At 47.3% G+C, this 14,610-nt stretch carries 15 protein-coding genes; 3 read left to right on the top strand and 12 right to left on the bottom strand.

What is annotated here, in order from left to right; translation table 11 throughout:
* Positions 1 to 73: 73 nt before the first annotated feature.
* The 11 genes from KO512_RS10595 to KO512_RS10645 form a co-directional block, all read right to left on the bottom strand.
* Complete coding sequence (locus tag KO512_RS10595) at positions 74 to 442, bottom strand: hypothetical protein (protein ID WP_215952320.1); 369 nt, start codon at positions 440 to 442, stop codon at positions 74 to 76.
* Between the two features lie 9 nt (positions 443 to 451).
* Positions 452 to 742, bottom strand: coding sequence for a helix-turn-helix domain-containing protein (locus KO512_RS10600; RefSeq protein ID WP_215952321.1), 291 nt, complete (start codon positions 740 to 742; stop codon positions 452 to 454).
* On the bottom strand, positions 732 to 1,004 hold the full coding sequence (locus KO512_RS10605) for a hypothetical protein (RefSeq protein WP_215952322.1): 273 nt from the start codon (positions 1,002 to 1,004) through the stop codon (positions 732 to 734). Before KO512_RS10605 ends, KO512_RS10600 begins: the two co-directional genes overlap by 11 nt.
* The gene (locus KO512_RS10610; RefSeq protein ID WP_215952323.1) at positions 1,001 to 1,633 is read right to left on the bottom strand and encodes a helix-turn-helix domain-containing protein; all 633 of its coding nucleotides are present in this window, start codon (positions 1,631 to 1,633) and stop codon (positions 1,001 to 1,003) included. Before KO512_RS10610 ends, KO512_RS10605 begins: the two co-directional genes overlap by 4 nt.
* A gap of 143 nt (positions 1,634 to 1,776) precedes the next feature.
* Positions 1,777 to 2,121, bottom strand: a complete 345-nt coding sequence (locus KO512_RS20480) for a TnsD family Tn7-like transposition protein (RefSeq protein WP_354667741.1) — start codon at positions 2,119 to 2,121, stop codon at positions 1,777 to 1,779.
* 71 nt (positions 2,122 to 2,192) lie between these two features.
* The gene (locus KO512_RS10620; protein ID WP_215952325.1) at positions 2,193 to 3,389 is read right to left on the bottom strand and encodes a type II toxin-antitoxin system HipA family toxin; all 1,197 of its coding nucleotides are present in this window, start codon (positions 3,387 to 3,389) and stop codon (positions 2,193 to 2,195) included.
* Positions 3,376 to 3,630, bottom strand: coding sequence for a helix-turn-helix domain-containing protein (locus tag KO512_RS10625; RefSeq protein ID WP_215952326.1), 255 nt, complete (start codon positions 3,628 to 3,630; stop codon positions 3,376 to 3,378). The genes KO512_RS10620 and KO512_RS10625 overlap by 14 nt, the downstream gene beginning before the upstream one ends.
* A 255-nt stretch (positions 3,631 to 3,885) precedes the next feature.
* Positions 3,886 to 6,795, bottom strand: a complete 2,910-nt coding sequence (gcvP, locus tag KO512_RS10630) for an aminomethyl-transferring glycine dehydrogenase (RefSeq protein ID WP_215952327.1) — start codon at positions 6,793 to 6,795, stop codon at positions 3,886 to 3,888.
* A gap of 186 nt (positions 6,796 to 6,981) precedes the next feature.
* Positions 6,982 to 7,371, bottom strand: a complete 390-nt coding sequence (gene gcvH / locus KO512_RS10635; protein WP_215952328.1) for a glycine cleavage system protein GcvH — start codon at positions 7,369 to 7,371, stop codon at positions 6,982 to 6,984.
* Between the two features lie 83 nt (positions 7,372 to 7,454).
* The gene (gene glyA / locus KO512_RS10640) at positions 7,455 to 8,759 is read right to left on the bottom strand and encodes a serine hydroxymethyltransferase (protein WP_289847233.1); all 1,305 of its coding nucleotides are present in this window, start codon (positions 8,757 to 8,759) and stop codon (positions 7,455 to 7,457) included.
* A 72-nt stretch (positions 8,760 to 8,831) separates the two neighbouring features.
* Complete coding sequence (locus tag KO512_RS10645; protein WP_215952329.1) at positions 8,832 to 10,211, bottom strand: L-serine ammonia-lyase; 1,380 nt, start codon at positions 10,209 to 10,211, stop codon at positions 8,832 to 8,834.
* A gap of 304 nt (positions 10,212 to 10,515) precedes the next feature.
* Here KO512_RS10645 and KO512_RS10650 point away from each other — a divergent pair, with 304 nt between their 5' ends.
* The 3 genes from KO512_RS10650 to KO512_RS10660 all read left to right on the top strand — a co-directional run bounded on the left by KO512_RS10650 (position 10,516) and on the right by KO512_RS10660 (position 13,628).
* Positions 10,516 to 11,151 (top strand): helix-turn-helix domain-containing protein, encoded by a 636-nt coding sequence (locus tag KO512_RS10650; protein ID WP_215952330.1) that lies wholly within the window; start codon positions 10,516 to 10,518, stop codon positions 11,149 to 11,151.
* Between the two features lie 335 nt (positions 11,152 to 11,486).
* The gene (gcvT, locus tag KO512_RS10655; protein WP_215952331.1) at positions 11,487 to 12,602 is read left to right on the top strand and encodes a glycine cleavage system aminomethyltransferase GcvT; all 1,116 of its coding nucleotides are present in this window, start codon (positions 11,487 to 11,489) and stop codon (positions 12,600 to 12,602) included.
* A gap of 81 nt (positions 12,603 to 12,683) precedes the next feature.
* The gene (locus KO512_RS10660) at positions 12,684 to 13,628 is read left to right on the top strand and encodes a homoserine kinase (RefSeq protein WP_215952332.1); all 945 of its coding nucleotides are present in this window, start codon (positions 12,684 to 12,686) and stop codon (positions 13,626 to 13,628) included.
* Between the two features lie 84 nt (positions 13,629 to 13,712).
* Here KO512_RS10660 and KO512_RS10665 read toward each other — a convergent pair whose 3' ends face one another.
* Positions 13,713 to 14,588, bottom strand: coding sequence for a TraB/GumN family protein (locus KO512_RS10665; protein WP_215952333.1), 876 nt, complete (start codon positions 14,586 to 14,588; stop codon positions 13,713 to 13,715).
* Between the last annotated feature and the right edge of the window lie 22 nt (positions 14,589 to 14,610).

The raw sequence follows: 14,610 nt of genomic DNA on the forward strand, positions 1-14,610 counted from the left end.
GTCAATTTCCTATGATTAGCTAAAATCTTAACAAACACTAAAAATCATAGATAATCTTCAATTTAAGCCCTTTTTATTTCTCTAACCACGAAAGGTAAGCTTTCAATGCAGAAACACTTCCGAATTTAACGTACCAAACCTCATGCTTATCCGTCAGTCTAGAAGCATTTTTTAAGTTTAAGTTTGAATTCCGAGATTGACCTTTGCTATATGGTTGACCAGGATTACTTCTATTTACAATTTCTATATCAGTGGATAATAATGATCGATCGAATACTTCTAACCAACAATAAACACCATTTTTTCTTGATCGCTCAATGGCTACTTGCTTTCCAAAACGGTTTTCAAAACCTGCGATGTACTTTGTTGGATTAGATGTCCGATTGAGGTGAGCCTCTAACGTTTTCTCCGCAGTTTCTGATGTAAATACATGTAGATCCATCTTCATATCCTATTTGTACGTGTAATATTTAGTAATTAAGGTCCAAGCCTCTGGAAAATATTGCTGCAATGCGAGCTCAAACAACTGTGTTGGCTCAATATCCAACGCTTCTGAAAGGTGATCAATACGGCTGATAGGTAGATTTGTCCTTCCTGATTTGATCATACTAATCATGTTTATGCTCGAAAATCCTGCTTCCTCAGCAATTGTTACTTGGCTTTTATGTGATTCATTAATCGCTTTGGTTAAAAATCGAGTTAAGGGGGTATCCTTAAAAAACTTTTCTTGCTTACTCTTCATAAAAGTTCTCTTTATATGATAGTCCAACCGTAATAATGCAACCATCCTCTGACTCAATGAGATACGTATCAGATAATGAGTCCAAATGATTAAGTATTCTATTAAGATCCTGTTTTAGGTGCTTAGCATCACGCTTAGTTAGTTGATACTTATATGTGCCACCTTTTTGATACATCTCTCTGCCGTAGTTAATAATTAGAGAAGCCATTGCATCTGGAATCGCTCGTTGTTGCAGGCGTTTTCTTGCATGCTGAGTTATCATGATGACGCTCCCTCCTCTAATGTTACGGTAGGAGTGAAGCCCCTACGCTTACGCAGCCACCTAAACCCATCTTCTGGGGTAACATACGTACGACCACCAACTTTAACGGTCTCTAAACGATCATCTTTAGTTTGGTGAGTGGCATTGCGAACACTTTTCTCATTCATATTTGCTAAAAGAGCAACTTCACTCAGTGTAAGCAAGTCCTCCTTGTAACCCAATATAAATGGATTTTCATTTTCAGTAAAAGCATAGTTATACCCCCCGTTGGCTAAATCTATTTTGGCTCTTGCAATCATTGCCGAAAATACCTTTTCACATTCAGTTAGCCTATCACCTTCATAAAACTCCATAGCTGGACTAGCAATATGAAGAAATGCGTTCATGTCATGAAGGTCGTCTAAAGAAATGCAATCAGCTGCTGATGTATATCCTTTTACAGCATAATCAAAAACATTATCAAAGATGCAACTAATAAACGAAAACGTAGGTTCTATAACCCTTTCGCTTAGAGGAAATAGTTCTCTACATGAACCGTCTCTAAATGTGTTCAATGCATGTTCAATTACTTGAAGGCCAGCTTCTATATCCAATTCAAGCTGGTGCTTTCTTGCTTCAGTTGATTTCATAACATCCCCTTTTTAATATATTCCATTTGGTATGGAATATACTATAGATGACAGCAACACCTCATGTCAATATATGTTATATGAAATGGAACATATTAATGACATCTCTAACATTCACTCTACTGCTAGGGTAGCTAACGACTTCAGCAACTCTCAATTTTCTCTCTGGCTGCTTGGTACGCCTTTGGCAGCTTAGCTTTCTGCCGTGGTAGCCAACTGTGCCCGCCAAAATATCGATCTATCTCAGACATAGATTTTGCGGTATCGATTTCCGACATAATCCTGCGACTCAAGTCATTGTCTAACTTCCCCCAGTCCTTTCGGGAGCGAAGTACTTTCCTCTGTGCTGACGGTAATTGCTGATACAGCCACGCTTTATCATGCTTGAATAACCACATATAGGCTGAGCATGCCGCTTTAATTTGATTTCTGGTATCGCTAGGATAGCGGTTGATATGGTCTATCAATTGATTTCTGGCTTCTCTCAAATAGTTGAAGTAGGAAACTTAAGGTTCAAAATCAAATTTCTTTTTCTTCTTATACCGATAACCTTTCGGTTTTAAGCTACGCCTTTAACGGCCATTACATTCGTCTGAATGGATTTCTTTAACCCAGTAAAGGCATCAATCTCAGCAGAGTTCTCAATGCTTTCCATGATGCCGTCAGCCAGTTCATGAATGATCACTTCTGGATGATAGATCTCATAACCAGGCACAGCAGAAGCAAGCTTAATGAGTGCTTTTTTATCAGGGAACGCTTTATCGTTATCCACCTTTAAAGCCAACCTTTTATCAAGCGTAGGATAGATCAGCGTATGCGTAATATCGTAAGGCGGTGTTAAGCGGATATCGCTCAGATCGGCATTATATTGAAGGGCAAAGTTCTTCAGGTGGGCATCACCATTACCGATCAGGCAACTGAAGACGATATAGCGATACGCCAACTCAACCTGCTCTTTACTGTGTGTAATGCCTGCAACGACTTTAAGTAGGTTTTCATAGGAGCCTGTGTACTTCGCATCAAATGAATCGCCTTTCTTAAGCAGAGTGGTGAAATCCTCAAAGCCAATCTTTTCCCCCACTTCATCATAATCAAAGCGATCTATGACGAAGTTCTCTAAATTATCAGACAGATAGAAATTTGGAGGATTCAGGCCACAATGTTTGGCGGCTGACATACACACAAACTCATTAACGGTCAGCAGATCCAATTCTTCATCAAAGGATTTCACGATGAAGCCTTTTTGATGAACGGAAGTCCTCGCTGAGTTAATCAATACTTTAGGCTGCACACCGGAAAGCATACCTTTTAAGTAATGTTTTTCTAATAACTGAGGAAAAAGGGCTTCCTGACTATCCCACTTTAGAACCTCGCTTAAAGTCGTTTCTTGAATGGTAGGTAGTTGGATCTCTGATTGGTAATTTAATTGGCCAATGCCGTTATCCATCTGTAGGGCCAACAGAAACATATCATCGACTTTAATATTTCTATTTAAACGAAAGAGTTTTTCATGAATGTAATGCCGTACATAGCCCTCAGGCAGGTTCTGGCGAAAGATAGGGTGTAGAGCATCGTATGTGATCACGCCCATCTTATCTTCTGAGCGTGCCATTGTCAGAGAGATGGCCGGACTCTCAACATCATCATAATTAAACTCGTGTCTGGCCGCTTTTTTCAGAATACCTGAATGAGTATCGCCAACCTGCACATCAATTCGGCTCACTTTTTCAGGAAAGTAATAATCAGTCTTCTCCATAAAGCCCCTCTATCTCATCAAAACGTGGTAATACGCGCTTTTTAGGTGAGATATCCAGCTCAAAGTCGAGCGCATCCAGATAATCTTCAAAGATGCGCAATGAACCATTAAACCGGCCATTTTCTATCTTCGAGATGATGGCCTGATCCAAACCAGACGATTCTGATATTTGTGATTGCGTGAATCCTTTCTCTTTTCGAGCCTTTGAAAGCTGTTTCCCTATTGCTTGTCTGCCAGCCATTTTATGACCATATATTCATATTTTTTTAAATTATGGTTGAATATGATTATATGGTCAACTTTAATGATTGTTGATATTAAAATATTCACCCCAGATACCATCGGCTTAGCTGAGATATCGGCCTTTAGTTTCCAACTTGAATTGTCGTTATCATAAAAAAAGGCTGCAAATAGCAGCCTTTAGTTTCCAACTTGAATTGTTAGTTTCCAACTAGATTGTCACAGTTTCCAACTTGAATTGTTGTTATCAACTATTTCAATCTTCCATATAGTTTTCAATGCTTGGGCAAGAACAGATGAAATTCCGGTCGCCATAAACATTGTCGATACGGTTGCTAGTTGGCCAGAACTTACTCTCGCGAGCTGAACGGCTTGGGAATACCGCTTCTTCACGGGTGTAAGGACGATCCCACTCAGCAGCCATAACATCCGCTTGTGTGTGGGGTGCACGACACAGTGGATTGTTATCAGCAGGCCATTCACCGCTCTGCACTTTCTCGATTTCCGCTTTAATCTGGATCATCGCCTCGATAAAGCGGTCTAGCTCTACCTTGGATTCAGATTCAGTCGGTTCGATCATCAAGGTGCCCGGCACTGGGAAGGACATTGTAGGCGCATGGAAACCGTAATCCATCAGACGCTTAGAGATATCCTCTTCTGTTACACCTGAAGCTTCCTTCAACGGACGGATATCGATAATGCACTCATGGGCGACTTTGTTGTTGCGGCCACGGTAGAGCACTGGGTAGTGCGCCGATAGTTTTTCCGCCATGTAGTTGGCATTCAGAATCGCGACCTGTGTTGAACGTTTCAGGCCGGATTTACCCAACATTTTGTTGTACATCCAAGTGATTGGCAGAATTGATGCCGAACCATAAGGGGTTGCTGCTACCGCGCCGTTTTCTGGGTTCAATCCTGCCACTGGGCTCACCTTATGGCTCGCCAAGAAGGGTGCTAGATGACTCTTAACACCGATAGGACCCATACCTGGGCCGCCGCCACCGTGAGGGATAGCAAAGGTTTTATGTAGGTTAAGGTGCGACACATCAGAACCGATCACGCCGGGTTTAGAAATACCCACCTGCGCGTTCATGTTGGCGCCATCCATATACACCTGACCACCGTTTTTGTGGATGATCTCGCAGATTTCGACGATATCTTCTTCATACACACCGTGGGTGGATGGGTAGGTAATCATCAAGCAAGCTAGGTCATCTTTATGCTGCTCAGCTTTAGCGCGCAGATCAGCGACATCGACATTGCCCTTTTCATCACAACGGGTGACGATGATTTTCAGATCGGCCATTGCAGCAGAGGCAGGGTTAGTACCGTGCGCAGAGGATGGAATCAGGCAGATATTACGATTGCCTTCACCGATCGATTCTTGATATTTACGAATCGCCAGCAAGCCAGCATACTCACCAGAAGCACCGGAGTTTGGCTGCAGTGACACCGCATCATAACCGGTAATTTCCACCAACTGCTCTTCTAATGAAGACAGCATTTTGTGATAGCCCTGCACCTGATCAGCCGGTGCGAAGGGGTGAATATTGGAGAATTCAGGCCAGGTCACCGGAATCATTTCGGCGGTGGCGTTTAGCTTCATGGTGCAAGAACCCAGCGGAATCATGCCGTGTACGAGCGAGTAATCTTTATTCTCCAATCTCTTCATGTAACGCAGCATATCAGTTTCGCTGTGATAGCTGTTGAAGGTTGGGTGGGTCAGGATCGCATCGCTACGACGCATATCAGCCGTAATACCGGTCGCGGTACCGGCCACAATCTCAGCATCCAGATCAGCAACACTCAAGCCGTGACCGGCACCGAGTACCACATCAAACAGATCGGCAACATCGCTCGGACGGGTCGTTTCATCCAGCGAGATACCCAGCTTATCAGCCGCGATCTGACGCAGGTTACAACCGGCATCCAGCGCACGCTGATAAACGTCAGCAGCGGTTTCTGGCAAGGTCAGTGTCAGGGTATCGAAATAGGTATCGTTAACCGCTACGCCTTTAGCTTTCAGGCCGTTAGCCAGAATCGCTGTCAGGCGGTGGACTCGCTCAGCAATGGTTTTTAAGCCATCAGGGCCGTGATAAACACAGAAGAACGACGCCATATTGGCCAGCAACGCCTGTGCAGTACAGATGTTAGAGGTCGCTTTCTCACGACGGATATGCTGCTCACGGGTTTGCATCGCCATCCGCAAGGCTTGATTACCGTTGGCATCAATAGAGACACCGATAATACGGCCTGGCACTGAACGTTTCAGCTTTTCACTGGCAGCAAAGAACGCCGCGTGTGGGCCACCAAAGCCCATCGGCACACCAAAACGCTGAGACGAGCCCAGCACAACATCAGCACCCAGTTCACCAGGGGATTTAAGCAATACTAACGCGAGTGGATCAGCCGCCACGGAGACCATCGCTTTCTGCGCTTTAGCGTTTTCAATTAGTGTTTTGATATCGGTGATATCGCCATAGGTGCTTGGGTATTGTAGCTGCACACCAAACACATCATGTTTTTCAAGATCGGTGACAGGGTTGCCAACGACAATCTCAAAGCCGAAATAAACAGCACGGGTTTTAATCACGTCGATGGTTTGCGGGTGAACATCATCCGCCACAAAATACACATCGGTTTTCTTACGATTAGAGCGTTTGCACAGCGTCATCGCTTCAGCGGCGGCGGTGGCTTCATCCAGCAAAGACGCATTCGCGAGATCCATACCGGTAAGATCCATCACCACTTGCTGATAGTTCAGCAGTGCTTCAAGACGACCCTGTGAGATCTCAGGCTGGTAAGGTGTATACGCAGTGTACCAGCCCGGATTTTCAAATACGTTACGCAAAATAACGTTTGGCACCTGGGTGTTGTGATAGCCCATGCCGATATAAGAGCGGTTAACTTTGTTCTGATCAGCCAGGCTGCGCAGCAATGCCAGCGCATCAGCTTCTGATACGGAATCTTCCATTGTCAGTGCATCATCCAGACGGATTGAATCCGGCACTGTCTGTGTCATCAGTTCTTCAATAGAACCAACACCCAAATCAGCTAGCATTGCTGCCGTCTGATCGGCATCTGGGCCAATATGTCGACGCGTAAAGTCAGTCGTCTGCTGAAGCTCACTTAAAGCAGAGACAGGAGTAGAATTATCAGTAGCCATACAATAACCTGTTTAAACTGATCAGCCGCATTAACGCCTGATCTGAAATCAAAGGGGTGCGAGATGGTAATACCACCCCGCGTTGCGAAAAGATCTGACTGGGGGACACGATAGCCATTATCTCACACGATAATCCTGCACAACAATCGGCACAGGAAAATCATTCAAGAAAGGCTATCCTGCAGATCAACTCTCTTCAGCAATCGTCGCTGCATAAGCATCCGCATCGAGTAATGCGTCCACTTCAGCCGCATCGGCCAGTTTAATCTTAACGATCCAACCACCCTCGTAAGGTTCGCTATTCACCAACTCAGGCTCGTCTTCCAACGTTTCGTTAATGGCGATAACTTCACCGGCAATCGGTGCATAGATATCAGACGCTGCTTTTACAGACTCAACCAACGAGAACTCTTCACCGGCAGCGACTTCACGACCGACTTCTGGCAGCTCAACGAAAACTACATCACCCAGCAGATCCTGTGCATGATCTGAGATACCCATCGTGACCGTTCCATCACCGTTATCCAGAACCCACTCATGGCTGGACGCAAAGCGGTAATTAGTTGGAATGTTCATAGTCGTATTTCCCATATAATTTAGATCGGTAGCCCGACCGTTACAGTGAATATCAATACCGTTGTTTCGGTGTTACTTATACGTTACTTATACAGTGGAAAGCGTTTACACAGGGTTTCAACCTGCGCCTTAACAGCCGCTTCCACCGCTGAATTATCATCCGGATTAGCCACCAGACCATCGAGCACGTCGTTGATTAGATTACCAATCAGGCGGAACTCTTCGGTGCCAAAGCCTCGCGTAGTGCCAGCCGGTGTACCCAGACGGATACCCGATGTGACCATCGGCTTTTCTGGATCGAATGGAATACCATTTTTGTTACACGTGATCCCTGCCCGCTCTAGCGCCGCATCAACCACGTTGCCGGTTAACCCTTTAGGCCGCAGATCCACTAGCATCAGATGTGTATCAGTGCCACCGGTCACAATGGCGCAACCGCGTTCAACCATGACACTGGCGAGCGCTTTGGCATTATCCACAACCTGCTGAATATAGGTTTTAAATTCAGGACGCAGCGCTTCACCGAAGGCGACCGCTTTAGCCGCGATCACATGCATCAATGGGCCACCCTGCAAACCGGGGAAAACCGCTGAGTTAATCTTTTTGCCGGTCTCAAGGTCATTGGTGAGAATCATGCCGCCGCGAGGGCCGCGCAGGGTTTTATGGGTGGTCGTCGTCACCACATGCGCATGGGGCAGCGGGCTAGGATGCAATCCTGTTGCTACCAAACCGGCAATGTGGGCCATATCGACAAACAGATAAGCACCGACTTTATCGGCGATCTCACGGAAACGGGCAAAATCGATTTCACGGGGAATCGCAGAGCCACCGGCAATAATCATTTTTGGCTGACACTCAACCGCCAGCGCTTCAACGGCATCATAATCGATCCGGTTGTCGGTTTTAGACACGCCATACTGCACCGCGTTAAACCACTTACCCGACAGTGCCGGACGCGCACCGTGGGTCAAATGACCACCGGCATCCAGTGACATACCTAAAACCGTATCACCGGGCTGTAACAGCGCCAGCATCACCGCGCCATTGGCCTGTGCGCCGGAATGCGGCTGGACATTGGCAAATTCACAGTTGAACAGCTGCTTCGCCCGTTCAATCGCCAAGCCTTCGGCCTTATCGACATATTCACAGCCACCGTAATAACGACGACCCGGATAGCCTTCGGCGTATTTGTTAGTCAGCACCGTGCCCTGAGCCTGCATCACGGCTTTGGAAACGATATTTTCCGAAGCGATCAGCTCAATCTGATGTTCTTGACGGTTAAACTCTTCATTCACCGCAGCCATAATCTCAGCATCACGGCTGGCCAGATCTTCGGTAAAAAAGGCTTCGCTCATCGCGTCACCACGATACAGTTCAGTATTATTCATATTGTTCTTCTCTGTTGCTCTTAGTGAGGTCTGTTTTAATCACGCTTATTCGTGCGGCTATCCGCGTTCACATCAGCAGGCAACGACGTTAACCGCCAAACCGCCCTGTGAGGTTTCTTTGTATTTATCTTGCATATCCACACCGGTCTGGCGCATCGTTTCGATCACGGAATCCAGGGATACATGATGTTGACCGTCGCCACGCATCGCCAAACGGGCCGCGTTGATCGCTTTCACAGCGCCCATGGTATTTCGTTCGATACAAGGCACCTGCACCAATCCTTCGATCGGATCGCAGGTGAGTCCTAAGTTATGTTCCATGCCGATTTCAGCGGCGTTTTCGACCTGTTCTATCGTACCGCCCATCACGGCACAGAGTGCACCGGCGGCCATCGAACAGGCCACGCCAATCTCACCCTGACAGCCGACTTCGGCGGCCGAGATAGAGGCGTTTTTCTTATACAACATGCCGATCGCCGCCGCAGTAGCGAGAAAATCAAAGATACCTTGCTCGCTAGAGCCGTGCACAAAACGATCGTAATAGGCCAACACCGCCGGGATCACCCCCGCTGCACCATTCGTCGGCGCAGTTACCACTCGGCCACCCGCAGCGTTTTCTTCATTCACGGCGATGGCGAATAGGTTGATCCAATCCATGACCGTTAATTGATCTTTAAAGGAAGCTTCGGGGCTGCTACGTAACTCTTCATAGAGTTCATTGGCGCGACGTTTAATCCCCAAACCACCGGGCAGCACACCTTTTTGTACACAACCACGCTTGATACAGCTATCCATTACCTGCCAGATATCACGGAGGCCTTTCTTGACCTCCTCTTCGCTGCGCCAAACACTTTCGTTGGCCATCATGATCTGCGCCACACTCAGACCACTACTTTTACACAGCTCTAACAGTTCGACGCCATTATTAAAGTCGTACGGCAGAACCACGTCATCCGCTGCTACTGCCGATACATCCGCTTCGGCATCGCTGAGGACAAAACCGCCGCCCACCGAATAAAAAATAGCGTCATGCAGGACGATACCCGCGGCATCAAACGCCTGAAACCGCATCCCATTCGGGTGCTTAGGCAAGCTCTGGGCAAAATTAAACAGCAACTGTGTTTCAGGACAGAAACTAATCAGTCGCTGCCCTGCAAGGTTTAATTGTTCGGTTTGCTTAATCTGTTCAACCAACACCGGCACACTATCGGGATCGACCTCATCAGGGGTTTCACCTAGCAACCCTACCATCACGGCAATATCAGTAGAGTGTCCTTTACCAGTCATCGCCAGTGAGCCATAAAGCCCCACTTTAACCTGCTCGACCTGCATGAGCTGATCACGTTGTTGGAGCTCGGCAAGAAAACGGTTTGCCGCCACCATGGGGCCTACGGTATGAGAACTCGAAGGGCCAATCCCCACTTTAAAGAGATCAAATATACTTAATGACATGGTCTCGTTTCTCCAACGTAATACTGCCAAACACTCAGGTAACCAAGATCGAACATAATATTCGACTGATAAGTGCCATCAGGAACTGAATCGCAGATTAGCAGCGAGATTTCCCAAAATCAACAAAAAGTTTCCTATAGGAAATATATCGCCCTATAATATCACTCTCTTCCTGTTATCGGCTTCTTTCATTGCCTATAGCGGTTGTGTAGTATTATTGGAAACAGGAAGACCTCATTCTTTCACCTGCAATAACCCATACGTGATTGAACCTAAAGACAATTAGGTTTCTACGGAGTGCCCGATGCCAGACAAACCATCCTTTCTTCAAGAAGAGCAGTTACTCTTCTCGGTCAATCGAGATAATGCCGAAGCGATGGTAGAACCGCTTGAATTAGGTAAGCGGGTCAGAGAGATTCGACTCAGCCAAAAACTGACACTCGAAGAAGCCAGCAAGCTCACTGGGCTAGCCCGATCCACCCTGTCAAAGATTGAAAATGAGCAGATCTCACCCACCTTTACCGCCGTTAATAAACTGGTGAAAGGCTTGGGTATCGATATTCCTCAACTGTTCACACAACCGAAAAAGAAAACTCCAGGTAGCGGCGGCCGTCGTGATATTACCCGTTGCGGTGAAGGCAAGCCCCACCCGACTCCCACCTATGAGCATGAGCTGCTAGCCACCCAGTTATCCAGCAAAAAAATGATCCCGTTTAAAACCACGGTGCGCACCCATTCTTGGGACGAATATGAAGACTGGGTACGGCACGACGGCGAAGAGTTTCTCTTTGTGCTCAGTGGCAGCATTATGTTTTACAGCGAGTTTTATGAACCGATCGAACTACACACCGGTGACAGTGCCTACTATGACTGCGAGATGGGCCACGCACTGGTTTCAACCAGTAAAAAAGATGCGGAAGTACTCTGGGTAACGGCATAGCGGCTATCCAGTTGCGGTCTAACCAACGAGTAACAGCCATGCTGCCCATTAGATTGCGAATTTAGTACCGATAGACAAATTTCAGCCAACCAACAACACCTTAGCAACGACCTCAAATAGCCTCAATACGACAGCAACTATCCTCTATGCGTAACTTTTCTGTTGCAAAATATTTCCTGTTGAATTAATTTTGTTTCCTATTGGAAACATATTCTATTACCATAGCATCATTACTGACGATTAACGCCTAATCTGCTACGCCAAACAGGCCCAGACTCGCGTTGATTACGATTCACCCTAATGACATTAAAAGCACATCAATAATGGAGACACTCATGTCTGAACTGAACAAAACACCGCTTTATGATCTGCATCTCGAACTGGGCGGCAAGATGGTCCCTTTTGCAGGCTTTGAAATGCCCGTTCAGTATCCGTTGGGGGTTAAAAAGGAACATATCCACACCCGTGAACACGCCGGTCTGTTTGATGTGTCCCACATGGGTCAAGTAAAACTCAGTGGTGCCAACGCCGCCGCTGAACTGGAAAAACTGGTTCCCGTCGATATTATTGACCTGCCGGTTGGCAAGCAGCGTTATGCGCTGTTCACCAATGAACAGGGCGGCATTATGGATGACCTGATGGTTACCAATGCCGGTGATTACCTCTATGTGGTTGTTAACGCTGCGTGTAAAGCACAAGACATCGCTCATATGCAGGCGAACCTCGGTGAAGGCGTAGAACTCGAAGTATTGGATGACCGCGCACTGGTTGCCCTGCAAGGGCCAGAAGCCGCTCAAGCACTGTCACGCATCTGCCCTGCTGTGAATGCGATGGTATTTATGGATTCTCGCCAAGTGACCATCGATGGTGTTGAATGCTTCGTTAGCCGTTCCGGTTATACCGGCGAAGATGGCTATGAAATCTCTATTCCTGCCGCTGAAGCTGAACGTCTGTGTCGTCTCTTTATTGCACAACCAGAAGTCGAATGTATTGGTCTAGGTGCACGGGATTCGCTGCGTCTTGAATCCGGCCTGTGTCTCTACGGACATGACTTAGATGTAAACACCACGCCGATCGAAGGCAGCCTGATCTGGGCGATCAGCAAATGTCGTCGTGCCGATGGTGAACGTGCCGGTGGTTTCCCTGGTGCTGACAAGATCTTTGATCAAATCGCTAACAAAAACTACAGCCGTAAGCGTATCGGCCTGATCGCTCAGGGCAAAGCGCCTATCCGTGAAGGAGCTGAGCTGCAGAACGCCGATGGCGTCAAAATTGGTGAAGTTACCAGCGGCAGCTTTGGCCCAACCGTGGGTGTTCCAATTGCGATGGGATATGTCGCAACTGAGTATGCTGCGCTAGAAACAGAAGTATATGCTCTGGTTCGCGGTAAACAGCTTCCTATGACGGTCGCTAAAATACCGTTCATCGAACAGCGCTATTTCCGCGGCTAACGCTCGGGTACGCCTCGCTGCGTAGCGCTGATCACAATAGATTAACTAAGCACGCAGCGAACAAGAATAAAGGAACTGATGATGTCTGTTTATACACCCGTCACCCGTGAACAACTTGAAGGCTACCTACAACAGTATTCTGTAGGTCAACTTATTGATTTTCAGGGCATTGAAGCCGGTGTTGAAAACACTAACTATTTCGTCACCACCGATGAAGCCAGTTTTGTGCTAACGCTGGTCGAATCAGTGAGTACGGCTCAGTTACCCTTTATTCTTGATTATATTGAACACCTCACAGGCAACGGTGTTGCCTGTGCTAGCCCGATCCATCTCAACAGCGGTAAACTCTACGGTGAACTAAACGACCGTCCTGCCGTGTTGATGTCTCGCTTAAAAGGCGCGCCCTTAGACAATCCCAACGATCAGCAAGCCAGTATTATCGGTTTAACGCTCGCCAAAATGCACCGCCTCGCCGATTCACTCAGCCCAGCGCAAGCCATACATATTCATCAGTGGTGTGCAGACTTAGGGGATAAGTTAGTGCCTCATCTGCCTGAAGAAGAGCAGCAGATACTGCAATACAATCTACAGGATACCGGACAGATCGCTTGGGATACTTTACCCAGCGGCCCGATCCACGCTGACCTATTTCCGGATAACGCCCTGTTTGAAGGTGATCAACTGTGCGGCCTGATCGATTTCTATCATGCCTGTTCAGCACCCTATCTCTATGATCTTTGTATCACGCTGAATGCTTGGTGTTATGACGAAAGCAGCGCAACCTATGATTTCAACAAAGCCTTGTTGATACTCGACAGCTATCAGAGCATCCGCCCGCTAAACAGTGATGAACAGCGTAGTTTCAGCCGTATGTTGCAGGTAGCGGCAATGCGTTTCTGGCTTTCCCGTTTACGTGATGTTCACTTTCGTAAAGAGGGTGAGGTCGTTACCCGTAAAGACCCCGCCGGCAAGTTACAACTGTTGAAGCTACTCGGTGAGAATCAACACCTGCAAATGGCTAGTTAAGCCAAGTTTCTGCATTATTTTTAAGGCGCGATCTCGCTAAAAAAGCACGTACTAAGACAACTTAATACGTGCTAACACTATTACTTACTGCACCCGCTCAACTTGGTACCCCGCCAACTGTAACTGCTTAATCAATCCTTCATGCCCCGCCAGATGACCACTGCCTACCAACACAAACTCAACCGGACGATCACGTAGCATCGCCTTAATCTGTGGCATCCAGTGTTGGTTGCGCCCCACCAGCAAGGTCTGATATTGCGCCGGTGATTCCCGCCGCATATCCTCCACGATGAGATGCTCCAGCCTATCAAGATCCCCTTGACGCCATGCAGCAAGAATATCGTCGACAAAAGCCGCTGCCTCATCGAGTTCATCTAACGACATCCGCATAAAGGTTTCTTCATCCCCCTCACCCATCGACGCCAAAAAACCGATCTGCTGATCAACGGTTTCTAACCCCGATACCGGCTTACCCTCTTTCACCGCCCGCGAGTGATAAAAGTCATCAATCCCTTGAGCATCCACGCCGGTCTGTTTCAGATTGAGCATGGTCAGGGTGATCACAATCCCCGATGGCCGCAAGCCATTCAACGCCTCAACCGGCAGACCATACTGCTGCCAGACTTTCTCTAAACGCTGATAGAGCCCTGCTGAAATACGCTGCGATAAGCCTGATCCATCACCATAGCGAATGGCCTGCTGCATTCGCTGCTGCACATCCGCGGTTTGTAGTTGCGCAAGATCGGTTTCAAAAACCAAACGGTCGGCACGGATATACGCCCGATCAAACTCAACCGGCAAGGGATAATCTCGCTGACGTAAAACATGCACCGTCCCCCCTAAATACAGCACATTGTCACCGGAGCTCACCTTCCAGACACTGCTCGCCTGAGCCGTCGTCGCAACAACGGTAAAACAGACCAGTGCTAAAAATTGACGCACTCCTTGGGTAAATTTCATTGCACACCTCATTAGACTGTTA

This window comes from Amphritea atlantica (assembly GCF_018860855.1).
Classification (GTDB): domain Bacteria; phylum Pseudomonadota; class Gammaproteobacteria; order Pseudomonadales; family Balneatricaceae; genus Amphritea; species Amphritea atlantica_A.